This is a genomic window from Acidovorax sp. ACV01 (assembly GCF_014851495.1).
Taxonomy (GTDB): Bacteria; Pseudomonadota; Gammaproteobacteria; order Burkholderiales; family Burkholderiaceae_C; genus Acidovorax; species Acidovorax radicis.
On the sequence record NZ_JACUZT010000006.1, the window covers coordinates 134,577 to 157,222 of the forward strand.

21 protein-coding genes are annotated in these 22,646 nt (G+C 65.8%); 8 read left to right on the forward strand and 13 right to left on the reverse strand.

The features are described 5' to 3' along the window. Positions 1–4: 4 nt before the first annotated feature. Both IB243_RS17955 and IB243_RS17960 read right to left on the reverse strand, forming a co-directional pair. Positions 5–208, reverse strand: a complete 204-nt coding sequence (locus IB243_RS17955; RefSeq protein WP_057223430.1) for a hypothetical protein — start codon at positions 206–208, stop codon at positions 5–7. A 63-nt stretch (positions 209–271) separates the two neighbouring features. Further along, positions 272–1,924, reverse strand: a complete 1,653-nt coding sequence (locus tag IB243_RS17960) for a methyl-accepting chemotaxis protein (protein WP_192428593.1) — start codon at positions 1,922–1,924, stop codon at positions 272–274. A gap of 293 nt (positions 1,925–2,217) precedes the next feature. Here IB243_RS17960 and pstS point away from each other — a divergent pair, with 293 nt between their 5' ends. The 4 genes from pstS (at position 2,218) to IB243_RS17980 (ending at position 6,885) form a co-directional block, all read left to right on the forward strand. Beyond that, entirely contained in the window at positions 2,218–3,288 is a 1,071-nt protein-coding gene (gene pstS, locus IB243_RS17965) for a phosphate ABC transporter substrate-binding protein PstS (RefSeq protein WP_192428594.1), read from the forward strand. A gap of 99 nt (positions 3,289–3,387) precedes the next feature. After that, positions 3,388–4,923, forward strand: coding sequence for a CYTH and CHAD domain-containing protein (locus IB243_RS17970; RefSeq protein ID WP_192428595.1), 1,536 nt, complete (start codon positions 3,388–3,390; stop codon positions 4,921–4,923). 83 nt (positions 4,924–5,006) lie between these two features. After that, on the forward strand, positions 5,007–5,654 hold the full coding sequence (locus IB243_RS17975) for a 3'-5' exonuclease (protein WP_192428596.1): 648 nt from the start codon (positions 5,007–5,009) through the stop codon (positions 5,652–5,654). A gap of 52 nt (positions 5,655–5,706) precedes the next feature. Beyond that, positions 5,707–6,885 (forward strand): hypothetical protein, encoded by a 1,179-nt coding sequence (locus IB243_RS17980; protein WP_192428597.1) that lies wholly within the window; start codon positions 5,707–5,709, stop codon positions 6,883–6,885. A 9-nt stretch (positions 6,886–6,894) separates the two neighbouring features. Here the strand turns inward: IB243_RS17980 and IB243_RS17985 are convergent, their stop codons facing one another. Next, positions 6,895–8,958 carry an NADPH-dependent 2,4-dienoyl-CoA reductase gene (locus IB243_RS17985; RefSeq protein WP_192428800.1) on the reverse strand — a complete coding sequence of 688 codons (2,064 nt, stop codon included), beginning with the start codon at positions 8,956–8,958 and terminating at the stop codon, positions 6,895–6,897. 98 nt (positions 8,959–9,056) lie between these two features. On the opposite strand from IB243_RS17985, the gene IB243_RS17990 reads away from it, so the two are divergent. Next, complete coding sequence (locus IB243_RS17990) at positions 9,057–9,692, forward strand: TetR/AcrR family transcriptional regulator (protein ID WP_192428598.1); 636 nt, start codon at positions 9,057–9,059, stop codon at positions 9,690–9,692. Positions 9,693–9,706: 14 nt separating this feature from the next. Here IB243_RS17990 and IB243_RS17995 read toward each other — a convergent pair whose 3' ends face one another. After that, positions 9,707–9,934, reverse strand: coding sequence for a SlyX family protein (locus tag IB243_RS17995; protein ID WP_008906148.1), 228 nt, complete (start codon positions 9,932–9,934; stop codon positions 9,707–9,709). A gap of 7 nt (positions 9,935–9,941) precedes the next feature. After that, entirely contained in the window at positions 9,942–11,132 is a 1,191-nt protein-coding gene (locus tag IB243_RS18000; RefSeq protein ID WP_192428599.1) for a PLP-dependent aminotransferase family protein, read from the reverse strand. A gap of 123 nt (positions 11,133–11,255) precedes the next feature. Here IB243_RS18000 and IB243_RS18005 point away from each other — a divergent pair, with 123 nt between their 5' ends. Both IB243_RS18005 and nth read left to right on the forward strand, forming a co-directional pair. Next, positions 11,256–11,732: a GyrI-like domain-containing protein gene (locus tag IB243_RS18005; RefSeq protein WP_192428600.1), complete on the forward strand. Its 477-nt coding sequence runs from the start codon at positions 11,256–11,258 to the stop codon at positions 11,730–11,732. A gap of 116 nt (positions 11,733–11,848) precedes the next feature. Next, positions 11,849–12,487, forward strand: coding sequence for an endonuclease III (gene nth / locus IB243_RS18010; RefSeq protein ID WP_192428601.1), 639 nt, complete (start codon positions 11,849–11,851; stop codon positions 12,485–12,487). A 130-nt stretch (positions 12,488–12,617) separates the two neighbouring features. Here the strand turns inward: nth and IB243_RS18015 are convergent, their stop codons facing one another. The 6 genes from IB243_RS18015 to IB243_RS18040 form a co-directional block, all read right to left on the reverse strand. Beyond that, on the reverse strand, positions 12,618–13,364 hold the full coding sequence (locus tag IB243_RS18015; RefSeq protein WP_057272498.1) for an aspartate/glutamate racemase family protein: 747 nt from the start codon (positions 13,362–13,364) through the stop codon (positions 12,618–12,620). A gap of 16 nt (positions 13,365–13,380) precedes the next feature. Then, a complete protein-coding gene (locus tag IB243_RS18020) occupies positions 13,381–14,142 on the reverse strand; it encodes a GntR family transcriptional regulator (RefSeq protein ID WP_010460732.1) in 762 nt (253 codons plus the stop codon). 13 nt (positions 14,143–14,155) lie between these two features. Further along, positions 14,156–15,049, reverse strand: coding sequence for an ABC transporter permease (locus IB243_RS18025; RefSeq protein ID WP_192428602.1), 894 nt, complete (start codon positions 15,047–15,049; stop codon positions 14,156–14,158). Continuing rightward, positions 15,049–15,963, reverse strand: coding sequence for an ABC transporter permease (locus IB243_RS18030; RefSeq protein ID WP_192428603.1), 915 nt, complete (start codon positions 15,961–15,963; stop codon positions 15,049–15,051). Before IB243_RS18030 ends, IB243_RS18025 begins: the two co-directional genes overlap by 1 nt. A 169-nt stretch (positions 15,964–16,132) precedes the next feature. Beyond that, positions 16,133–17,431 carry a PotD/PotF family extracellular solute-binding protein gene (locus IB243_RS18035; RefSeq protein WP_192428604.1) on the reverse strand — a complete coding sequence of 433 codons (1,299 nt, stop codon included), beginning with the start codon at positions 17,429–17,431 and terminating at the stop codon, positions 16,133–16,135. A 76-nt stretch (positions 17,432–17,507) separates the two neighbouring features. After that, positions 17,508–18,608 (reverse strand): ABC transporter ATP-binding protein, encoded by a 1,101-nt coding sequence (locus tag IB243_RS18040; RefSeq protein ID WP_192428605.1) that lies wholly within the window; start codon positions 18,606–18,608, stop codon positions 17,508–17,510. 267 nt (positions 18,609–18,875) lie between these two features. Here IB243_RS18040 and IB243_RS18045 point away from each other — a divergent pair, with 267 nt between their 5' ends. Next, positions 18,876–19,985 (forward strand): GGDEF domain-containing protein, encoded by a 1,110-nt coding sequence (locus tag IB243_RS18045; protein WP_010460723.1) that lies wholly within the window; start codon positions 18,876–18,878, stop codon positions 19,983–19,985. Positions 19,986–20,008: 23 nt separating this feature from the next. On the opposite strand, the gene cobT is transcribed toward IB243_RS18045, so the two are convergent. Further along, positions 20,009–21,079 carry a nicotinate-nucleotide--dimethylbenzimidazole phosphoribosyltransferase gene (cobT, locus tag IB243_RS18050; protein ID WP_192428606.1) on the reverse strand — a complete coding sequence of 357 codons (1,071 nt, stop codon included), beginning with the start codon at positions 21,077–21,079 and terminating at the stop codon, positions 20,009–20,011. A 63-nt stretch (positions 21,080–21,142) separates the two neighbouring features. Beyond that, positions 21,143–22,624, reverse strand: coding sequence for a cobyric acid synthase (locus tag IB243_RS18055; protein ID WP_192428801.1), 1,482 nt, complete (start codon positions 22,622–22,624; stop codon positions 21,143–21,145). Positions 22,625–22,646: the final 22 nt, after the last annotated feature.

A 22,646-nucleotide genomic window follows, 5' to 3' on the forward strand; every position in this document is an offset into this window, starting at 1 on the left:
CGTATCACAAGCGCATGCGGTCCTGCTGAAGGTTCCACAGGCAGGCACCAATTCGCAGCAGCATCTCCATCACCTGTTCGGAGCCACGGCTCGACAGCTCCAGGCCATCGATGATCACGGCCAGTTGCGAGATGGCGTCTTCGGGCGCGGAAGCGCCACCCGTCCGCGCTACCTCGGCAATGGCGATCAGTACATCCGTGCGGTTCATGGGATGGTGGCTCCACCACGAAGACGTCTGGTGACCTGCGCCGTGCCAGTGCAGTGTTTCACCCTAACGCGCAGCCATGGAAAGTTGCTTCGGGGATGTCACTCCCGCTTGCAGAGCAGGCAGTTGCCGCCCACTCCGGTGCGGCGCCGCTGCGGCCCCCCCAGAGCCGTCGGGCGCCAACCTGAACTGGTGGATCACTTCCAGCAGGCGCCGGACCTGGTTCTTCATGCCAGCGGATGCCGACGAGCTGTCATCCACCAACACGGCATTTTTCTGCGTGGCGGCGTCCAGTTGCCGCACGGCCTCGCCGATCTGCGCGATGCCACGGGCCTGCTCCTGCCCTGCATCCTTGATCTCGCTGATCAGCTCCATCACCTGGTCCACCCGTTGCACGGTGCGGGCTACACGTTCGCCGGCCTGGCCTACCAAGAGGGACCCGCGCTCGACACCGCGCACACTGGCGCCAATCAGGCCCCGGATCTCACGGGCGGCTGTGCTGCTGCGCTGGGACAGCCCACGAACCTCCCCCGCCACCACGGCAAAGCCGCGCCCTTGCTCACCCGCACGGGCAGCCTCCACCGCCGCATTGAGGGCCAGCAGGTTCGTCTGGAACGCGATGTCGTCGATCACCTTGATGATGTCCGTGATCTTCTGCGACTGCATGCTGATCTCCTGCATGGTCGCAATCACGTCGCGCATCACGCTGCCACCCTCATTCGCCACCTTGGCAGCCTCTTGGGCCAGCTCGGTGGCGCGGTGGGCATTGTCGGTGTTGTGCTGCACGGTGATGGTGAGCTGCTCCATCGAAGCCGCCGTCTCCTGCAAGTTGGCCGCCTGCACCTCGGTGCGGCGCGCAAGGTCTTCCGTGCCCCCCGCAATCAGCACAGCATCCTGCGCCACCGTCTCGGTGCTGGCCCGCACCTCGGTGATCACACACACCAGCTGGTGGTTCATCTCCCGCAGGGCGCCCAGCAATTCCGCAGTTTCATCCGTGCCGCGCACATCGATCTGCGCGCTCAGATCTCCGCCCGCCACGGTACGGGCCAGCACCACCGCCTGGCGCAAGGGGCGCGAAATGGAGCGGGTGATGACCCAGGCCATCGCAGCCCCCACCACCAGGGCCAGGCCGGTGGCCGCCAGCATCCACCAGTGAATGGTGTTGCTCATCTCCCGCGCGCCCGCAAACTCCGCCGCCGCCACGTTGATCTGCAGTGCCACCAGTTGCTCGATGGCGTCCTGCACCTTGGCCGCATTGGGCCGAATCTGGTTGATGTAGAGCTCCGAGCCATCGTCGTACTTGCCGGCCAGCAGTGCGGAGGCCGCAGGGATCAACCCCTTGTCCAGGTAGTTGGCATTGGCATCGGCAAAGGCCTGCGCCAGGCCTTGCTCCTCGGTGCCCAGCGCCTTGCCGGAGTAGGCCGTCCACAGCGTGTGGATGCGCTCAACGTTGGCGGTCAACGCGGCGTGGCTGGCCTGCAGGTTGCTGGTGCCCGGGTCCATCAGCATGTCCATCACCAGAACCCGGTTGCGCTGCGTGAGGTGGCTGATCTCCGCCAACACGCCCAAGGGCACCGTCCGGTCGCCATACAGCGCCGCACTGCGCTCCGTGAGGCGCTTGGCGCCGCTGATGCCCCCGGCGGCCAAGGCTGAAATCAGCAGCAAAAGCACTGCAAACGCCAGGAAAAGCCGGGTGCCAATCTTGATTTTTTGAAGCATCTGAATCTCTCGTGAAGGTCCACAGGGTGGCGACTGGGGCCTACGCCACAACAAGGGTTGCTGGTTGTGCCTTGCCCGCAAGGTTCTACCCCACCACGAAAGATACTAATTGTTTCAAATGACAAAATAATGACGATTGCAGAAACCTTGCCACCGCATTGCCATAGTTAAAATCACCTCCGCTTTGATATGCTTCGCACCGGAAATCGCCCAGATTGGCGCTGACCGGCACCAGCCTGGGATTGAAATTTCCTTGATATATTTTTATTCATAAAAATCAATACACCAAAAACATGAAATATATTTATGCCATATTCACCCTGGCTCTTTCGCTTTTACAACTGGGCCAGGCCAGCGCACAGGCCGTGACAGGCGCTGGCTCATCGGCCGCAGCGCCCATCTACCGCAGCTGGGCCAAGGCCTACGCCAAGGCCACGGGTTCCAGCGTGGACTACGACCCAGTGGGCTCCAGCGCAGGCATGAAAAAAATCCAGCAACAGGCCGTGGGCTTCGGCGCCACCGATGTCTACCCGCCCGACAAGGACCTCATCGAACATGGTTTGCTCGCCCTGCCCGTGGCCATCACCGGTATCAGCCCCATCGTCAACCTGCCCAAGGTGCACAACACGCAGCTGCGACTGACTGGCGAAGTGCTGAGCCGCATCTTTATGAGCGAGATCAGCCGCTGGAATGCCCCGGAGATCACCGCGCTGAATCCCGAGACGCCACTGCCCGACATGCCCATCAAGGTGGTGGTGCGCGCCGACGGCTCGGGCACCACCTACAACTTCACCGATTACCTGGGCAAGGTCAGCCCGAAATGGAAGGCAGCCCACGGGGCCAAAACCAGCATCAAGTGGCCCGAAGGATTTCTGGCGTTCAAAGGCAGTGAGGGTGTCGCCAAGAGCGTGCGCGACACGGTGGGCGCCATTGGCTATGTGGATTTTGGGTATGTGGCCGAATACGGCCTGGCATCGGTGCAGATGAAGAATGCCGAGGGGGTTTTTGTGAAACCCTCCATCGATGCGTTCAAATCCGCGCTGGCCAACAGCGAATGGCCGGCCACTGGCACCTTCAACAACACCTTGACGCAAAAGCCCGGCAAATCCGTGTGGCCCATCACCATGGGCACGTTTGTGGTGTTCCCCAAGGTCACCCAGAACCCGGAGCAAACCACGCAGGCCCTCAAATTCATTATCTGGTCGTTTCTCAACGGCGACACCCTCGTCCATGAAAACAACTTTGTGCGCTTACCAGACCGGGTTCAGGCATCGGCGTTCAAGGCGATTACCTCCGTTCGCGATAAAAATGGCACCCCGCTGGGGATGAGCCTGATTTCATCGTCCGCACCTTCGCAGCAATAATCCAATACCCATGAATATCGCCATTCCGGCCATTCATTTGAAATATTTATAATCCTTCATTGACCGGTTCTGCCCTCCCCCTCACAGCGCGCATTCTTCATGGAAATCGAGTTCAAGTTCTGCATCCCCCCTGAGCGCCTGGCGGCAGTGCAGGCCGCAGCGCGCCGGGGCACACATGCGCAAATCCGCATGGAGGCCCGCTACTTCGACACGCCCGATGCAGCGCTGTCGTCGCGCGGCATTGCCTTTCGGCTGCGCCGCGAAGGCAACCAGTGGGTGCAGACCGTCAAGGCCCTGGGCGACGGCCCGCTGGACCGCGAGGAGCACAACGTGGACCGGGGCCAAGCCCACGCCACCGGCCCTGCCCCGGAGCCGCAGCCTGAACTCCACGCCGGCACCGTGGCAGGCACTCGGCTGCTTCACGCGCTGCAGGCAGCCTCCGGCCCGCTGACCGAAACCTATGGCACCGAGATGGACCGCGTGACGCGGGACATCGCCTTCAAGGGCGGTGTGGTGGAGCTGGCCCTGGACACCGGACGGGTTATTGCCCATCGCGGCACGCAGCAGCAGAAAGAGGCGCGCATTTGCGAGCTGGAGCTGGAGCTCAAAGCCGGGCCGCTGGCAGGCCTGGCGGCCCTCGCCACCCGGTGGGCCACACGGCATGGGCTGTTTCTGAGCACGGTGTCCAAGGCAGAGCGTGGCGAACGCTTGCTGGCCCCGCAATGGGCCCGGCCCGCCACCAAGGCCGCCCCGATGAAGGCCAGTGTGCCCCGAAAGCACTTTCTGCAGGGGCGCGAATTGCAGCGCACTGTGGTGGCGCACTGCCTCCAGCAAATATTGGGCAATGCCAGCGAGATCGTGGAAGGCGGGGGCGATGAAGAGCACGTGCACCAGTTGCGCATCGGCATCCGCCGGCTGCGCACGGCCTTGCGCGAGTTGGCGCCTTTGGCCCCCGGCGCGTTCGACCCCGCCTGGGAGCCGACGCTGGTAGAGGTGTTCCAGCGCCTGGGCCAGCTGCGCGATCGGGGCCAGGCCCTGCAGCCCATCGTTGCCGAGATGCGCGATGCAGGCGCACCCGCGCTGGAGGTGCGTGCGGCGATGAAGGAAGCCCCCGGCCCCTGCGCCGCTGCCATCGTGCGCACACCAGCGTTCCAAGCGGCGTTGATCTCCCTCATGGCGTTCACAGCCCGGGGCCTCGATGCCCCGTCCGCGACCGGGGGAGAGGCCCTGGATGCCAAGGACGCCCGCCGCCTGCTGCAAAAAAGAATGCGCAGCCTGCATGCCAAGGTGCGCGAAGGCGCCCAGGGCTTTGCAGCGCTGCCGGCGGAGGAACAACACCGCCTGCGCAAACGACTCAAGCGTTTGCGCTACCTCACGGAATTTGTGGAGCCTGCGCTGGACGCAGAGGGGCACGCTTTCCTCGCCAGCCTGCAGCCCGCATTGACGGCCATGGGCCGGCTGGGCGACGAACGTGTGGCCTGTACGCTGTATGGTCAGGTTGCCGCCACCGACCCAAGGGCCTGGTTTGGCGTAGGCTGGCTGACTGCACGGCAGGCATTGACCATAGCAGCCTGCCAAGAGGCCCTGGGTCACATTGCCGACATGCCCCACCTGCACAAGACGGCCCAGCGTTGAGAGCGCTGCCACAGAGGCGGATGCGCCCCTGCCCCGGCGTGGGGCACGGCAGGGCTCCCAAGCGGGCACGGCACAATGGGCCCATGACGGCATCCCCCCCTCCCCGGCGCCCCCACCCGCCTTCGCGCACCGCCCACCACGCCACCCCCGACAAAGACCAGATCGCCCTGCTGGACCCTTTCGAGCGGCTGGGCACGGACCGCATCACCCTCGTCTCGACCCCGGAGCAGGCCGACAAGGCCTGCAACGCCCTGGCGGCGGCCAGCGCCTGGGGATTTGATACCGAATCCAAACCCACCTTCGTGCAGGGCGAGGAATCCGACGGACCCCACATCGTGCAGTTGGCCACGCTCGACACGGCCTGGGTATTCCAGCTGCACGACCCCGGCTGCCGCGCCCGCGTGGCCGAGTTGCTGGCTTTGCGCGGCGTGACCAAAGCGGGCTTTGGCCTGGGGGATGACAAAAAGCGCATACAGGCCAAGCTGGGCGTAGTGCCCGAAGGCGTGCTGGAGCTTAACCACGTGTTCCGCCAGCAGGGCTACCGCAAGGAGATGGGCGTCAAGGGCGCGGTGGCCGTGCTGTTCAACCGGCGCTTCATCAAATCCAAAAAGGCTGCCACCTCCAACTGGGCCAACCCCCTGCTGACCGAATCGCAGCTGGTGTACGCTGCCAACGATGCCTATGCGGCAGCACGCGTGTACCATGCGCTGGGGCTGTCGGCCAGCGCCTGAGCATCTTCGGCATCGCTACACTGCGGCAGGAAAATTCCTGTAGCGGCCCTCCGTGATCTTCGACTCTGCGGATTACTACTTCATCGATTTCCAGACTGATCTGCCCAAGGAGGCCGCAGGCACGCGCATCGGGATGTATGTCGCTTGGCTCACCTTGCGCAGATTAGGTGGCGAAGGGCTCAATGACTATCTGGATGACCTGCGCGCGAGGCGCATCTCCTGTGCAGACTTTCTGTTCGATGCGTGTGACGGCAAGTTCAGCACAGATGATGTGAACGAGGAAGGCAGGGCCTTCACCGAACACTACTACCGGGAGCAGTTCGACAACGACTACGACGCCGTCTTTGCCGGTGAATTCAGCCGTACCGGCCACGAGCTGGACGACTCCTGCAGCATTGCCTGCAGCTGGCACAACTTCGACCGCCTCGCCCTGACGTTGAACCGCCGCTTGCTGGACTGGCGGGCCCGGCGCGACCAGGTGGAATGGCCCGTACTGCCCACTCTGGACAGAGTGTATGCGGCAGTGCTGCGCGCGCTGCGGCCCTTCATGCAATCCCAGGGCTTCGTGCACGACCCCGTCAACGAGCCGACCATGACCGACGCGCCGTCGCCCAGCCGGGTCGGGCACCTGTATTGCAGCGATTTCTCCGGCGGCAAGCACTGGCTGCTGGTGGTCGTCAGGTCCACGCCGCAAAACACCGTCACGCTGTCGCTGACGGTGGCATCGCGCCTTGATACAGTGGCCGAGCGCATACGCAACCACGGCCTGCCCGAGTATTTCAACGACACGGCCGATAGCCCCCTGCCCTACACCGCCCTGCTGCGGCTGGCGCACTGGCTGCGCGCAGACCCGGAGCTCATCATTGAAGCGGATGACGATGGCGCCAGCTTGCTAGCGATGCGGGGACCCCAGGGCCTTGCAAGGACAGTGCTCCTGCTGGCCCGGCGCTGCGAAACCGTGCTCGGCCCCCTGCTGGACCAGTTGGCCACGGTGCAGGGCCTCGATGCCGTGCGCTGCACGCGCCCGCTGTCGGAATCGATCCTGTACACCGAGCCGTTCAACCGGTTCGTTCTGTCCACCGCCGAGGCGGCGGGCAACCCGCGCATCCTGGAACTATGCGACGAACTGGAAGCGCTGGGCAGCGACCCAAAGGCGCCCGGCTCGCGCATGTTCTACCCAAACCTGATGGCGCACATCCGCTTGGTGCGGGAGCGCAACACGCCCAGGTAGCCCTACCTGTCAGAGCCGGGCCGCCAACCGCGCCGCCTGGTCGATGGCGCGCTTGGCATCCAGCTCCCCGGCCTCCAGCGCGCCGCCAATCCGATGGGGCTTGTGGCCCGCAGCCTCCAGATCCTGCGCCAGGCTGAAGAGGGGCACCTGCCCAGCGCACAACACCACGGTGTCGCAAGCGATCCAAGTGGGGTCCTCGCGCTTGTCGCCGTATGACACCAGCAGCCCCTCGTCGGCGATGCGCTCGTAGTTCACGCCACTCACCATCTGCACTTCTTTCATCTTCAGCGTGGTCCGGTGGATCCAGCCCGTGGTCTTGCCCAGGCCCGCGCCAAGCTTGCCCTTCTTGCGCTGCAGCAGCGTCACCTGCCGTGCGGGTGGCGTAGCGCGTGGCCCCGTGGGTACCAGGCCGCCGCGCGCCGCAGCCGGGTCGGTGATGCCCCATTCGGCCTTCCAGGCCGGGAGGTCCAGCGTGGTGGAAGGATGGTCACCATGCGTCAAGAATTCGGCCACGTCAAAGCCAATGCCACCTGCGCCGATGATGGCCACGCGCTCGCCCACCGGCCTGCCGTGGCGCAGCACGTCGATGTAGCTCAGCACCTTGGGGTGGTCCTGGCCAGGGATCTTCGGGTCACGTGGCTCCACGCCGGTAGCGACGATGACCTCGTCAAAGCCCGCCAGGTCGGCGGCTTGCACGCGCTGGTTCAGGTGCAGTTGCACGCCCGTGTCCTCCACCCGCGTGGCCAGGTAGCGCAGCATTTCGTGGAACTCTTCCTTGCCCGGCACCACCTTGGCCATGTTGAGCTGGCCGCCGATGGCCGGGGCCGCGTCGAACAGATGCACCTCGTGCCCGCGCTCGGCGGCGACCGTGGCAGCGGTCAATCCCGCAGGCCCCGCGCCCACCACCGCCACACGTTTGCGCGACGACACCGGGCGGTAGACCAGCTCCGTCTCATGGCAGGCACGCGGGTTCACCAGGCAACTGCTGGTCTTGTTCTGGAACACATGGTCCAGGCAGGCCTGGTTGCAAGCAATGCAGGTATTGATGCGGTCGGCCCGGCCCTCTACAGCCTTCTTCACAAACGCAGCATCGGCCAGCAGCGGCCGCGCCATCGATACCATGTCGGCGCAGCCATCCGCCAGCACCTGCTCGGCCACCTCGGGCGTGTTGATGCGGTTGGACGTGACCAGCGGCGTGGCAATGCCTGCGGCCGCGAACTCGGCCTTCATCTTCTGCGTGACCCAGGCAAACGCTGCGCGCGGCACGCTGGTGGCAATGGTGGGCACCCGCGCCTCATGCCAGCCGATGCCGGTGTTGACGATGTTGGCCCCACCGGTGGCCACGGCCTTGCCCAGGGTGACGATCTCGTCCCAGGCGCTGCCGCCAGGGACCAGGTCGATCATCGACAGGCGGTAGATGATGATGAAGTCAGGCCCCACGGCCTCGCGCATGCGGGCCAGGATCTCCACCGGCAGGCGCATGCGGTGGCTGTAGTCGCCGCCCCAGGCGTCGGTGCGCAGGTTGGTGGTTTGCGAAAGGAACTGGTTGATGAAGTAGCCCTCCGAGCCCATCACCTCCACGCCGTCGTAGCCGGCCTCGCGCGCTTTCACGGCGCAGTTCACAAAGGCACGGATCTGGCGCTCCACACCCCGCGCCGACAGCGCAAACGGCGTGAACGGCGAAATCGGTGACTGCAGGCGCGAGGGCGCCACGGCCAGCGGGTGGTAGGCGTAGCGGCCGGTGTGCAGGATCTGCAGTGCAATCTTGCCGCCCGCGCCGTGCACCGCGTCGGTCACCACGCGGTGGCGCTTGGCCGCACCCGAGGTCGCCAGCGTGCCCGCAAACGGCTTGGCCCAGCCCGCGATGTTGGGCGCAAAACCACCGGTCACGATCAGCCCCACGTCCCCCTCGGCCCGCTCGCGGAAGTACGCCGCCATGCGCGAAAGGTCGCGCCCGTCCTCCAGCCCCGTGTGCATCGAGCCCATGAGCACGCGGTTCTTGATCGTGGTGAAGCCCAGGTCCAAAGGGGCAAGCAGGTGCGGATACAGGGCGGCGCCGGGGGCGGGCGGCATGGGTGCAGAAGGCACGGGCGCGGTGGTGACAGAGGAATACATGGTGTTGCGTAGGGAGTAGAAGGTTTTTCTAGAACTTTATTCTAGAATCCCGTTCCATGGCAAGCCGAATCACCCCCAGCCCCTCCGCCGTTCCCGCCGAAGCCAGCACCGACCGCCGTCAGGACATCCTGAACGCCGCCCTCGCCTGCGCGGCCGAAGGTGGTGTGGATGCCGTTTCCATCGACGGTGTGCGCGCCCGCTGTGGGGCCAGCGTTGGCAGCATTTATCACCACTTTGGCAACCGCGACGGCATCGTGGCCGCGCTGTTCTTCGACATCTTTCACGACCAGTCGCGCAGCGTGCAGGCACAGCTGGACGCAGCCCAGGGCGTCGAAGCGGGCGTACAGGCCCTGGTTACGGGCTATCTGGACTGGGTGGTGGCGCAGCCTGAGCGGGCGCGTTTTCTGTTCCAGGCGCGCGGCGCCGTGGCGGCCGGCCAACGCACGCCCGACCTGGCCGAGGCGGCACGGCGCCGCAACCAGGCACTGGTGGCCTGGTTCGAGCCCCACCGCCAGTCGGGCGCGCTGCGCGACCTGCCTTGCGAGCTGATGCCATCGCTGGTGATGGGGCCGGTGCAGAGTTATTGCAGGGCGTGGCTGTCCGAACGTTCAGGTCTGGGTGGTGGCCTACCCTCGCCCACCACGTACCGCGCAGAGCTGGCGGACGCGGCGTTGCGGGCCGTGAAGGCCTAGATCGAAAAATCAGATCAGTAATGCGGCGGTAGCTCGTCGCGCAGATTGCGCGGGCCGTTCGAGCCACCTTCGGGCGCCTGCTGGCGCAGCTGGATGACCTCGTGCGTCAACCGGTCGATCAGTTGCTGCTGCTGGTAGATCGTCATGTTGAGCTGGTCCAGCAGGTCTTCGGTAAAGCTGGCCTTGATCTCCAGGCTTTCGAGGCGCTGGAGAACGTTGGCAAGATCGTTTGTATCAGACATTGATGCGTCAGATCGCCTGGCCCAGCCGCGCCACGCCTTCGCGGATCTTGTCCACATCGGCCGTGGCAAACGACAGGCGGAAGGTGGCGTGGTCTGGGTTGGCGCAGAAGAACGGCGTGCCGGGCACGAAGGCCACACCCTTTTCAATCGCGCGCTTGGCCAGCACGTTGCCGTCGGCCACCTTGCCGCTTGCGCCGGTCAGGCGCGCCCACACAAAGAGGCCGCCCTGGGGCTGCACAAAGTCGACGGCATCGCCCAGCTCCTTGCGCAGCGCGTCGCCCATGGCCTGGGCGCGTTCCCCGTACACCTTGCGCACATGGGCCAGCGTGGCCGGCATGCGGCCGGCCTTGAGGTACTGGGCGGCGGTGGCCTGCGCAAAGGTGCTGGTGTGCGCGTCGCTGAACTGCTTGCACATGGTGGCTTTGGCCAGCAGCTCGGCCGGGGCGATCATCCAGCCCACGCGCAGGCCGGGCGAGAGCACCTTGCTCAAGGACCCGCAGTGAACCAGCAGCTCGCGGCTGCCGGGCACGCTGGCCGACAGGTTGAGCAGGCTGGGGGGTGGCGCGTCACCGAAGTACAGGTCGCCGTAGGGGTCGTCCTCGACGATCAGGGTGTTGTGCTTGACGGCCATCTCCAGCACGGCCTTTCGGCGCTCGGCGCTCAGCATGGCGCCACTGGGGTTGCCGAAGGTGGGAATCAGGTAGACGAACTTGGGCTTGTGCTCGACGATGAGCTTTTCCAGCTCGTCGGTCTTCACGCCGTTGCCGTCGATGGGGGCGCTGATCAGTTCTGCGCCATACAGGCGGAAACACTGGATGGTGGCCAGGAAGGTCGGGCCTTCCACGATGACCTTGTCGCCGGGGCTGATGAGCGTCTTGCCCAAAAGATCCAGCGCCTGCTGGCTGCCGGTGGTGACGATGAGGTTGTCGGCGGCGACTGCCTTGGCACCCTTGGATGCCATGAAGGCGGCAAGTTGCTCGCGCAACGGGTTGTAGCCCTCGGTCGCTCCGTATTGCAGCGCGCCGCCGGGTTCTTCATCCAGCGCTGCGTTGCTGGCGGCACGGATGCCTTCCACATCGAACATGGCGCTGTCCGGAAAGCCGCCCGCAAAGCTGATGATGCCGGGCTTGCCCAGCAGTTTGAAGAGCTCACGGATGGCGGAGGTTTCTACGTTGTTCAGGCGGTCGGCAAATTGCATGGCGGCGGTGTGGTTGGCAGACTAGGAATTTCGCATTGTCGCTAATTGGCGTGCAGGTTTCCTGCGGCTTAGACTTGTAGCCCTGTCCCCCACCGTCCCCCAATCCTTCTCAGGCAAACCACCATGCCCCTAGAAATCCGCCAGTTGCCCGCCATGCGCCTCGCCTACATGCGCCAGACCGGCCCTTACGGCCCGGCCCTCACGCAGCTTTGGGAGCGCTTTGGCCAGTGGTGCAGTGATCGCGGCCTGAGCGAGCCACGCCCCAAGTACTACGGCATCAGCCACGACAACCCCGCGTGCACGCCGCCCGAGCAATGCCGCTATGATGCCTGCGTGCAGGTGGGCGTCGGGCTGCGCACGGGCACCGAGGCCCTGGTGCAGGACTTTCCGGGTGGCGACTACGCCTGTTTGCAGTTCGTCGGCACCGGGCCCGAGATCGGCGCGGCCTGGGCGGGCATGGTGGCCCCGGGGCAGATCCCCGCAGGCTGGGAGGTTGCCCCCCGGCCCGCCATCGAGGTCTATGACGAGCACTTCGCCGTCAACCCTGCCACGGGCGCGTTTCCCTGCTGGCTGTGCCTGGCGGTGAAGCGCACTGCGTAACCGCAGACGCTGAGCTGGCGCGCCGCCGCTAGCCGCCGCGCGCAAGTTCCTGGGAATTCTGCAGGGCAGCACGGGACAATGCCGCACCTACCACTCGCACCCAACCCACGTTTCCCATGAAGACCGCGCAGATCGAACCCTTCTTCGCCACCCTGAAGGCGGCCAACCCGATGCCCAACACGGAGCTGGAATACACCACCCCGTTCGAGCTGCTGGCCGCCGTGCTGCTGTCGGCCCAAGCCACCGACGTGGGCGTGAACAAGGCCACACGCAAACTCTTCCCCGTAGCGGGCACGCCGCAGGCCATCCTGGACCTGGGGCTTGAGGGGCTCGAGCGCTACATCAAGACCATTGGCCTGTACAAAAGCAAGGCCCGCCATCTGTTGCAGACCTGCCAGATCCTGGTGGAGCAGCACGGCAGCGTGGTGCCGCGCACCCGCGAGGCACTGGAAGCCCTGCCCGGCGTGGGCCGCAAGACGGCCAATGTGGTGCTGAATGTGGCCTTCGGCGAGCCCACCATGGCGGTGGACACACACATCTTTCGCGTGAGCAACCGCACAGGCCTGGCGCCGGGCAAGAACCCGCTGGCGGTGGAGCTGCAGCTGATGAAGCGCGTGCCTGCAGCCTACGCAGTGGATTCGCACCACTGGCTCATCCTGCTGGGCCGCTATGTGTGCCAGGCACGCAAGCCGCGTTGCTGGGAGTGTGTGGTGAGTGAGTATTGCGACTACCAGCCGAAGACGCTGGCGCCTTGAACGCAGGCTGCTTCTATTTTTATAGCTACTCGCGCTTACTGGATAAGCGCCAGATGCCAAAAATACGTATAACTTGAGAGCCAACGGCCCTCCCAGCGCCGTCGTAGACCAGGTGGTCTGCCCAGCAGTGTCAAACAACCCCGGCTGTGCCCAAGGCCGCCATCTCCCCCGACACCCCCGCCCATGCCACATCGAAGCCGGGCACTTTGCGCTCTGGCGGCACGGGGTGAGCCCGCAGGGCCCAGGTGGCACCAGCCACCACACTGTCGATCACCGGCACCGCTACCTGCGGCTGCACGGCAGCGGCCATACCGGCCAGCCCCGCTCCGCCCAGAATCACCGCCTGCACGCCCATCTGCCGCACCACATCGCGGCAGGCCTGGGTCAGCAACGCGCGCGCGGCCTCTGGGTCTGCAGCCAGCTGGGCGCCTGTCGGGGCCACCGTGTGGATGCCCGCGAGCCCATGCGCGTGGCCCAGCGCCTGCGCGAGGCGCTGCAGCATGGGCCCCCAGCGCTCGCCGCCGGTCACGATGGCAAAGCGGCCATGGCGCGCCGCTTCGATAAAAGACGCTTCGGCCAGGCCGGTCACGAGCACCGGGCTGCTTTCACGCAGCGCCATCAGGCCCGGGTCGCCAAAGCAGCCGATCAGCACCGCATCGGGCCGGGAATGGGGCTGCGCCAGGTCGTGCGCCCAGGCATCGAGCGCCGCATGCGCCGCCACCGCGTAGCTGGCCTCGCACGCGATATAGGGGGCGCCAAAACGCGCCGTGGCCGTGCGCACCGCCACATGCGAGCCTGCGGCTGCCTGCACATGCCGCTGGAGCAAGGCGCTGACGCTGGCCGAGGTGTTGGGGTTGATGACGAGCAGCTGGCGCATGGCGACGTGTCGGGATTCAGGCGCCCAGCAGTTGCGCGAGATCGGGCACATCGCTGGCCGGCGGGGTGAACTCCAGCTGCGTTTCGATGCGCGCCAGATGCGCCAGCATGAGGCGGGGCGCCTCGCGCGCGTCGCGCAGGCGGATGGCGTCGATCAGCGCGCGGTGCTCGCGGCAGCCGCAGGCCGTGGCCTCTTCGCGGGTCTGTGCGTGGCTAGGGCTGTAGGTCATGAGGATGAGCGAGGTGCGCGACACCAGCTCGCGCAGGATGCGCCCGAGCGTCTGGTGCCCGGCGGCCTGCGCGATGTGTAGGTGAAAGTCGCCCGACAGGCGGATGGCACGCCGCATGTCGCCACTGGCGCGCGCGGCCTCTTCGTCGTCGATGCAGGTGCGCAGCGCGGCGATATCGGCATCGGTGGCGTTGGCGATGAACAGCTCCACCAAACGTGGCTCCAGCAGGCGGCGGGCCTCGAACACTTCCAGCGCCTCCTGCGGCGTGGGCTGGGCAATGGATGCGCCACGGTTGGGCGTGAGCGTGACCACTTGCTCATTGGCCAGCCGCACCAGCACGGGCCGTACGCGCGTGCGCGACACGCCAAAGGCCGCCGCCAGCTTGTCCTCCACCAGCTTGGTGCCGGGTGGTAGCCGGTGGTCGAGGATGGCCGACACCATGCGGTCGTACATATCGTTGTCGCTGAGCTGGCCTGGGGCCTCGGGCTGAGCGGTCGGTTCGGCGGCCGCAGCGCGTGCGCGCCGGGGCTTGGGAATGGTGGTCGTCATAAGGGTGCCGTTTTTACCCCGAACGACCTTTGCGCCTGCGGCCCAAAGCCCACACCAGCGCCAGCGTGATGCCCATGACGATGAACGACACCACCGTGGTCAGCGTGCCCAGCGCGTAGATGGACGGCGTGGTCACCGTGCTGGTCAGGCCCTGCAGTTCCAGCGGCAGCGTGTTCACGTCGCCGATGGCCTGCGAGGTGCGGGCGATCTCGTCCCAACTGAGCGTGAAGCCGAACATGCCGATGCCCACGACCGAGGGCGCGATCAGCGGCAGCACCACGTGGGCGAAGCCCTGCCAGGGGGTGGCGCCCAGGTCGCGCGCCGCCTCTTCGTACGCGGGGTTGAAGCGGTTGAACACCGCGAACATGATGAGCAGGCCGAAGGGCAACGTCCAGGTCAGGTGCGCGCCCAGGGCCGATGTGAACAGGCCCAGCGAGGTGCCGTAACCTTCGAGCGTGCTTTCCATGCCCAGCCATTCGAGGGCGGCCTTGATGCCGTTGTCGATGAGCCGGAACTCCAGCCCGATGCCTAGCGAGACGATGATGGACGGCATGATGAGGCTGGCCACGACGATGAAGAACAGCGTGTTGCCGCCCGCCAGCCGCTTGCGAAAGGCCAGGCCCGCCAGCACCGACAGCACCACCGTACACAGCATCACCGCCAGGCCCAGGCCCAGCGAGCGCCACAGCGCCGCGCCGATGTCCACCACGCCCAGGCCTTCGGCCAGCTTGTAGAACCAATGCAGCGACACCCCCCGCATGGGGAAGGTCAGCCCGCCCTCGGGGCCCTGGAAGCTCAGGATGAAGATGACGAACATGGGCCCGTACATGAACAACACGAACAGGCTGAACACGATGGCCAGCAGCCAGAAGCTGGCGGGGCGGGATTCGCGGATGCGGTTTGCCATCACAGCTCCTTTCGGATATCGACCAGACGAGTGAGGCCCCAGATGATCATCAGCACCACCGCCAACAGGATCACCGCGTTGGCCGCCGCCAGCGGAAACTGCAGGTACGAGGTCTGCACCTGGATGATCTTGCCGATGGAGGCGATCTGCTGCCCGCCCATCACGCCGATGGTCACGAAGTCGCCCATGACGATGGTGATCACGAAGATGGAGCCGATGATGATGCCGGTGCGCGACAGCGGGATGATCACGCTCCAAAGCGTCTGCCAGCCGCTGGCGCCGCTGTCGCTGGCGGCCTCGATGAGGCTGCGGTCGATGCGCATCATGCTGTTGAAGATGGGTACGATCATGAACATGGTGTACAGGTGCACGAAGGCCAGCACCACCGAAAAGTCCGAGAACAGCAGCCACTCCACCGGCTGCTCGACCATCCCCATGCCCACCAGGCTCTGGTTCACCAGGCCGTTGCGCCCCAGCAGCGGCACCCACGAGATCATGCGGATCACGTTGGAGGTCCAGAAGGGGATGGTGCACAGCACGAACAGCAGCGTCTGCATGCCCGAGGAGCGCACGTGGAAGGCCAGGAAATAGGCCACGGTGAAGCCGATCACCAGCGTGATCAGCCACACCAGAAAACTGAACTTGAGCGTCGAGTAGTACGTCTTGAGCGTGACGCACAGGCCCTCCGACGCATCGCCACAGCCCGCGAAGATCGACACGTAGTTCTTGAACGTGAAGCCCGGCAACAGCTCGTACTCGTTGAAGTCCCAGAAGCTGACCATCACGATCAGCGCCAGTGGAACCAGGAAGAACAGCGCGAACACCAGCGTGAACGGCGCGGCCTGCCACCAGGCGGCAATGCCGCGCCCGGGAACGGCTGCAGCAGGCAAGGTCGGTGTGTTGGTAGTGCTCATGGTGTTTGCAAATCAGATATCCATCGGACGACAGCCGTCGAAACTGCCGCGGCCGAAGGCCAGTGCTCCCGCGCAAGGGCCGCCCCGCCGCGCTGGGAGCGTCCCCCTCCCGAACTGCGCAGCGGTTCGAGAGAGGGGTGAAGGCGCGCAGCGCCTCAGGGGGTGCTTCCTATGCCGCGACGAACTCGTTCCACTTCTGGACCATGTAGTTGTTTTCGTCCATCAGCGCGTTCCAGCAGGCGATGCCGCCCATGCGCGACTCGTAGCTGCCGCCGTCGCGCACCGCGCCGGTCTTGGCCAGCACGTCGCCGTTGGGGCTCTTGATGTCCTGCGTGGCGGGCTTGCCTTCCATCCAGTAGGCCCACTCGTAGGCTTCCATCTTGGACTTGGCGGTCTCCAGCACGGCGCTGTAGTAGCCCTGGCGGTTCAGGTAGGCACCGGCCCAGCCGTCCAGGAACCAGTTGATGAACTCGTAGGCGCCATCGAGCTTCTTGCCCGACAGGGTGGCCGGCAGGCCGAAGCCGGCGGCCCAGGCGCGGTAGCCTTCCTTGAGCGGCTGGAAGTTGCAGGCGATGCCCTTGGTGCGCACGGCGGTGACGGCGGGGCTCCACATCGACTGGATCACCACTTCGCCCGATGCCATCAGGTTCACCGACTCGTTGAAGTCCTTCCACAGCGCGCGGAACTGCCCTTGCTTCTTGGCCTCGATCAGGGTCTTGATCGTGAGGTCGATCTCCTTCTTGGTCATGTTGCCCTTGTCGGGGTACTTGTAGATGCCCATGGCCTCGACCACCATGGCGGCGTCCATGATGCCGATCGAAGGAATGTTCAGGATCGCGGTCTTGCCCTTGAACTCGGGGTTCAGAAGCTCGGCCCAGGAGCTGATGGGGCGCTTGATCAAATCGGGGCGGATGCCCAGCGTGTCGGCGTTGTACACGGTGGGGATCAGCGACATGAACTGCGTGGGCGCGGTCGCGAACTTCTTGGACTTCTCGCCCTCCAGGTAGATCACCTTCTTGGGCGCGGTGCCCTGGTCGCCCACGGCCTTGCCGGCCACCATGCCGTTGGTGAACAGCGTGGTGATCTTGTCGGCGTTCTTGATGCGCTTGGTGTCGATGCCCTTGAGGTTGCCGGTGGGCACGATCTTTTTGAGCGAGAAGTACTCGGTGTCGATCAGATCGAAGCTGTTGGGCGCGGTCACGGCGCGCTTGGTCACGTCGTCGGTGGTCACGGCCACGTACTGGATCTCGATGCCGGTGTCGGCCTTGAATTTTTCGGCAATGGCCTTGTCCTGGTTCACCGCCGTGCCCAGGTAACGCAGCACGATCTTCTCCTGCGAATGGACGGCCGGGAACACGCCTGCGGCCAGGATGCCTGCCGTGCCCTTGAGCAGCGAGCGGCGCTGCACGCCGCCGGTGGTGTCGGATGCGGCAACAGCGGGGGAATCAGCACGAGAGTCGTCGGACATGGGAAAGCTCCTTGGTTTGCAAAGTGGAGGGGTTGAAAACGAACAGACAGACAGCGGACAACAAATAAATACGGGCTCAGGCCGGCACGGCCTGCGCAGTGGCCGTCGCCACGGGTGCCGGCGCAGGCGCCGCACGGGCGTAGAGGGGGTGGGCCTGCTCGGGCGTCCAGTGCAGTTGCACGCCCTGCCCCACCGCGTAGGGCTGGGCCGCAAAGGCGGCTTCGGAGACCATCACCGAATACGCGGCCGTGGAATTCGCCGACAGCGCCACGCCCTGCTTTTGCAGGCCCAGCAGCACGTAGGTGCCCTGGTACTCCACGTCGGTCACCACCGCCTGCATGTGCAGGGCGCCCCAGGGCAGCGGCGTGCCCTGCGGCAGCACCTGCAGGTGGTCGGTGCGCACGCCGACCTTGCCTTCGGGCATATCGATCACGTTGTGGCCACCCATGAAGCGCGCCACGAACTCGCTCGCAGGGCGGTTGTAGACCTCGTGCGGCGAGCCCACCTGCTCGATCACACCGTGGTTCATCACCACCATGGTGTCGGCCAGGGCCATGGCCTCTTCCTGCGAGTGGGTCACGTGGATGAAGGTCAGGCCCAGCTCCTTTTGCCAGCGGCGCAGCTCGGCGCGCATCTGGATGCGCAGGAACGGGTCGAGCGCCGAGAGGGGTTCGTCCAGCAGCAGCACGCGCGGCTGGGTGATCAGGGCGCGGGCCAGCGCCACGCGCTGCTGCTGCCCGCCCGAGAGCTCGGCCGGCTTGCGCTCGGCCAGGTGGCCCATGGCCACGCGCTCGAGCAGATCCCGGGCCTTGGCCTGGCGCTCGGCCTTGGCCACGCCCTTCATCTTCAGGCTGAAGGCCACGTTGTCCAGGGCCGAGAGGTGCGGGAACAGCGCGAAGCTCTGGAACATCATGGCCGTGCCGCGCGCCGCGGCGGGCAGGTCGGTGATGTTGCGGTTCTCCAGCAGGATGTCGCCGCTGGTCACCGACTCGTGCCCGGCGATCATGCGCAAGGTCGTGCTCTTGCCGCAGCCCGAAGGGCCCAGCAGGCAGCAGTAGCTGCCGCTGGCAATGCGCAGGTTGATGGCATCGACCGCCGGTTTGCCGTGGGCATAGCGTTTGGTCAGCGCAATGATCTCGATGGCGGCAGGGGTCTGCGCAGGGGTTGGAGCTTGCATGGGGAGGATGTATGCAAACCTCATGCCAACTTTGTACACAATGCATTTTCTGCTTTGCATACAAAATGCACCAGTACCGTGCACGGCTGCACCAACAGGACGATGCGCCTGCACCCCAAGGGTCCGCACAGCAGTCTTTGTGGTGCAGTAAATCACCGTACCGCCGGGAGCAGGTGCGTGGCTATACTGGCCTTGGGCTCAAGAAACAATTTCTTACGTAGGCGCGCCACCTCCCCTTCCCGCCGCATGAACCTCGACCCACGCTCCATGATCGCCATGGCGGGCTTCATGTCCGCCATCATGGCCATCGTGCTGCTTTTCATGCGGCGCTATTACCCGCCGTCGATCCGGGGCGTGGGGGCTTGGGCTGCAGCGCCGCTGCTGTGGCTCGCGTCCACCGTGTTGTTCGGCGCGCGTGGCGCCATCCCGGACTGGCTCAGCCTGGTGCTGGCCAACCAGTTGTTGGTGTTGGGCACGGTGACCTACTACATGGGCACGCGAAGCTTCATGGGGCAGCCAACCACGTGGCGCCACTGGAACTGGCTGATGGTGGGCACCACCCTCGTGTTCATTGTGCTCACCTACTGGGTGCCTCACTATGCGCTGCGGGTCGGTTTCTTCACGGTGGTCATGGGGATGATCTACTTCGCACAGATGCGCTTCATGCTGCGCCACGGGGGGCGCAACTTTCCGGTGCGGCTGGTGGAGGTGGTGCTGGCCTTGCACATGGTGGTGCTGGCCATGCGGCTGGTCTCGATCGTGACCGGGAATGCCGGTGCAGACCTGATGGAGCCCTCACTGTTCCAGACGCTGTATATCGGGGCCTATGTGATCACAGTGCTCATGCTGTCCATCGGGGCGGTGCTCATGGCCACCGACCGCCTGCGCACCGAGCTTGAACACCTGGCCACCCACGACTCCCTGACCAACACGCTGAACCGCCGTGCCCTGCTGCAACGCTGCGAGGACGAGCTGGAGCGGGCGCAGCGCTACGGCAACGGCCCGTCCCTCATGATGGTGGACCTGGACAACTTCAAGGCCGTGAACGACACCCGAGGCCACCAGCACGGTGACGCCGTGCTGGTGCACTTTGCAGAGTGCACCCGTCAGGTGCTGCGCCGCGCAGACCGGCTGGGGCGGTACGGGGGTGAGGAGTTTCTGGTGCTGCTGCCAGGCGCGGACACGGCAGCTGCCATGGGCGTAGCCCAGCGCATCCACGCCACGCTGGCCACCGGACATGCGCTGGACTGCCAGGTGAGCATTGGGCTCACCAGCTGGACGGGATCGCACGAAACGCTGGATGCCATGCTGTCGCGTGCCGATGCGGCGCTGTACCGCGCCAAGGCACAGGGCCGCAACCAAACCAGCGTGGCCTAAAAGCGCGGCGATGCCCGGTAGGGTCAGACTGTCTGAGTGGCCACACCGGCCGATTCAAAACTCGCCATCTCGGCCAGCACCGCACAGGCCGACTGCAGCAGCGGCCAAGCCAGCGCAGCACCCGAGCCTTCACCCAGGCGCAGCCCCAGGTCCAGCAGGGGTTCGGCTTGCATCTGTGCCAGCATCAGGGTGTGCCCCCGCTCGCCCGAGCGGTGGGCAAACACGCAGCGCTGCAGCACCGCAGGCTGCAAGCAGCTGGCCACCAGCACGGCGGCGCTGGTGATGAAGCCGTCCACCACAATCACGCGGCGCTCCGTGGCAGCCTGCAGCACCGCGCCCACCAAGGTCGCCACCTCATAGCCGCCCAACGCGGCCAGTGCGGCCAGCGGTGTGGTGGCGTCGGCATTCGCGTCCAGCGCCTGCTGCAGCACGGCGCGTTTGCGCTCGATACCGGCCGCATCCAGGCCCGTGCCGGCACCGGTCACCTCGGCCAGGGGCAGCCCGGCCAACCGCGCCAGCAACAGCGAGGCCACCGAGGTGTTGCCAATGCCCATTTCGCCCAGCAGCAACGCATTGCCCGGCAGGCCGCGCACCACCTCCATGCCGTTGAGCAAGGCCTGTGCACATTGTTCAGGCGCCATGGCAGGGCCGACCGAAGCATCCTGGGTGCCCGGCGCCACATTGCGCACCAGCAGGCGCGGTGCACCGGGTGCCGTGTCGCGCGCGGCAATGGTGCGCGCCACACCACAGTCCACCACCGTGAGTTGCAGCCCGTGCTGGCGGGCCAGCACGCTCACTGCGGCACCACCGGCCAGAAAGTTCTCCACCATCTGCCAGGTCACGTCGCTGGGGAAGGCCGAGACACCCTTGGCCGCCAGGCCGTGGTCGCCCGCACACACCAGCATCTGCGGTTGCGTGAGCACGGGGGCCTCAGTGCCCAGCACTTGGCCGATGCGCAGGGCCAGCGCTTCCAGCCGCCCCAGCGAACCGAGTGGTTTGGTCTTGTTGTCCAGCAGGTGCTGCAAACGGGCGGTCAGGGGGGCATCGGTGATGTCAGCGATGGCGGGGAAGGTGAACTGGGCCAGTGATTGCATGGTGTGTGAGATAGCGAAAAGAAAAAAGAAACGGGAAGGGCTGAAGGCCGAAGGCACCAGCGCTCAGGCAGTGGCCGGATCTGGCGCGATCAAACCCTGCAGCGCACCGGGGGCAAAGCTGGCTTCCGCCATGCGGGCCAGGCCTTCAAACACCACATCGAGCGTGGGCACGGGCGCCGCGCCCGCACGGCCAAACAGGGCCTGCAACGCGGCGGGGTCTTCGAGCAGGCCATGCAGATACACGCCCAGCACATTGCCAGCCGGGTTTTGCCACGCAATGCTGGGGATGACCTCGCGCGCCACATCACCCTTGGCGGCCATGGCCGGGTGCTGGGCCGTCTGGCCGTGGTGGATTTCGTAACCGGTGACAGGCACACCCGCCAGCGCGGCCCAGGCCCCTTGCACCCCACCAAACTGCGCCTGGGTGCGCTGCACGGTCTTGGCGACCTCGAAGGTGGTGACCAGGGGCAACAGGCCCAGGCCCGGCGCATTGCCGTCGATGCCCGCCGTGTCGATCAGCGCCTCGCCCAGCATCTGCAGGCCACCACACATGCCCAGCACCGTGCCGCCCTGCCCTGCGTGGTGGGCAATGGCCTGGTCCAAGCCCTGCGCGCGCAGCCAGGCCAGGTCGGCGGCGGTGGATTTGGAGCCCGGCAGCACCACCCAGTCGGAGGGTTTCAGCCCCCCCAGGTCGGCCGCGCTGCGCGCCCACAGCAGGCGCACGCCGGGCACGTTCTTGAGGGGCTGGAATTCGTCGAGGTTGCTGATGCGCGGGTAAGCCACCACGGCCACCGTGGTGTGCACCGTGCCCACCGACAGCGTGCGGTCGTCAAACACGCCATCCTCTTCGGGCAGACCATGGCGCCATTGCATGGGGATGGTGGCCACGGTGGGCACGCCGGTGAGGTCCTGCAGCATCTGCGGCGCAGGCGCCAGCAGGCTGGCATCGCCCCGAAACTTATTCAGCACAAAACCATGGATCAGCACACGCTCGTCCTCGGGCAGCAGCGCCCACGTGCCATACAGGTGGGCAAAGGCACCGCCCCGGTCAATGTCGGTCACCAGCAGGCAGCGCGCATTGGCATGGCGGGCCACGCGCATGTTCACGATGTCGCTGGCATGCAGGTTGATCTCGGCGGGCGAGCCCGCCCCTTCGATCACGACCACATCGTTTTCAGCGCGCAGCGCATCCAGCGCAGCGGCAATCTGCGGCCACACCTTTTCGCTGCGGCCGCGCCAGGGCATGGCGGTCAACTCTGCGCTCACCTGGCCCATCAGCACGACCTGGCTGTGCGTGTCGGCCTCGGGCTTGAGCAGCAACGGGTTCATGCGCACCTCGGGCTCGGCGCGGGCTGCAAGCGCCTGGAAATACTGGGCGCTGCCGATCTCTCCCAGACTGCCGCCCGGGCCCGATACCACGCGCGCGTTGTTGCTCATGTTCTGCGCCTTGAACGGCGCAACCTTGAGGCCCAGGTTGCTGTAGTAGCGGCACAGCGCGGTGGTGAGCCAGCTTTTGCCAGCTCCGCTGGTGGTGCCCAGCACCATCACGCAGCGGGCCAGTTTGGAA

Bases quoted from the DNA above. Each gene is read 5' to 3' on its own strand.
- IB243_RS17955 (WP_057223430.1), bottom strand. From the start codon at position 208: ATGAACCGCACGGATGTACTGATCGCCATTGCCGAGGTAGCGCGGACG.
- IB243_RS17960 (WP_192428593.1), bottom strand. From the start codon at position 1,924: ATGCTTCAAAAAATCAAGATTGGCACCCGGCTTTTCCTGGCGTTTGCA.
- pstS (WP_192428594.1), top strand. From the start codon at position 2,218: ATGAAATATATTTATGCCATATTCACCCTGGCTCTTTCGCTTTTACAA.
- IB243_RS17970 (WP_192428595.1), top strand. From the start codon at position 3,388: ATGGAAATCGAGTTCAAGTTCTGCATCCCCCCTGAGCGCCTGGCGGCA.
- IB243_RS17975 (WP_192428596.1), top strand. From the start codon at position 5,007: ATGACGGCATCCCCCCCTCCCCGGCGCCCCCACCCGCCTTCGCGCACC.
- IB243_RS17985 (WP_192428800.1), bottom strand. From the start codon at position 8,958: ATGCCGCCCGCCCCCGGCGCCGCCCTGTATCCGCACCTGCTTGCCCCT.
- IB243_RS17990 (WP_192428598.1), top strand. From the start codon at position 9,057: ATGGCAAGCCGAATCACCCCCAGCCCCTCCGCCGTTCCCGCCGAAGCC.
- IB243_RS17995 (WP_008906148.1), bottom strand. From the start codon at position 9,934: ATGTCTGATACAAACGATCTTGCCAACGTTCTCCAGCGCCTCGAAAGC.
- IB243_RS18000 (WP_192428599.1), bottom strand. From the start codon at position 11,132: ATGCAATTTGCCGACCGCCTGAACAACGTAGAAACCTCCGCCATCCGT.
- IB243_RS18005 (WP_192428600.1), top strand. From the start codon at position 11,256: ATGCCCCTAGAAATCCGCCAGTTGCCCGCCATGCGCCTCGCCTACATG.
- nth (WP_192428601.1), top strand. From the start codon at position 11,849: ATGAAGACCGCGCAGATCGAACCCTTCTTCGCCACCCTGAAGGCGGCC.
- IB243_RS18015 (WP_057272498.1), bottom strand. From the start codon at position 13,364: ATGCGCCAGCTGCTCGTCATCAACCCCAACACCTCGGCCAGCGTCAGC.
- IB243_RS18020 (WP_010460732.1), bottom strand. From the start codon at position 14,142: ATGACGACCACCATTCCCAAGCCCCGGCGCGCACGCGCTGCGGCCGCC.
- IB243_RS18025 (WP_192428602.1), bottom strand. From the start codon at position 15,049: ATGGCAAACCGCATCCGCGAATCCCGCCCCGCCAGCTTCTGGCTGCTG.
- IB243_RS18030 (WP_192428603.1), bottom strand. From the start codon at position 15,963: ATGAGCACTACCAACACACCGACCTTGCCTGCTGCAGCCGTTCCCGGG.
- IB243_RS18035 (WP_192428604.1), bottom strand. From the start codon at position 17,431: ATGTCCGACGACTCTCGTGCTGATTCCCCCGCTGTTGCCGCATCCGAC.
- IB243_RS18040 (WP_192428605.1), bottom strand. From the start codon at position 18,608: ATGCAAGCTCCAACCCCTGCGCAGACCCCTGCCGCCATCGAGATCATT.
- IB243_RS18045 (WP_010460723.1), top strand. From the start codon at position 18,876: ATGATCGCCATGGCGGGCTTCATGTCCGCCATCATGGCCATCGTGCTG.
- cobT (WP_192428606.1), bottom strand. From the start codon at position 21,079: ATGCAATCACTGGCCCAGTTCACCTTCCCCGCCATCGCTGACATCACC.
- IB243_RS18055 (WP_192428801.1), bottom strand. From the start codon at position 22,624: ATGGTGCTGGGCACCACCAGCGGAGCTGGCAAAAGCTGGCTCACCACC.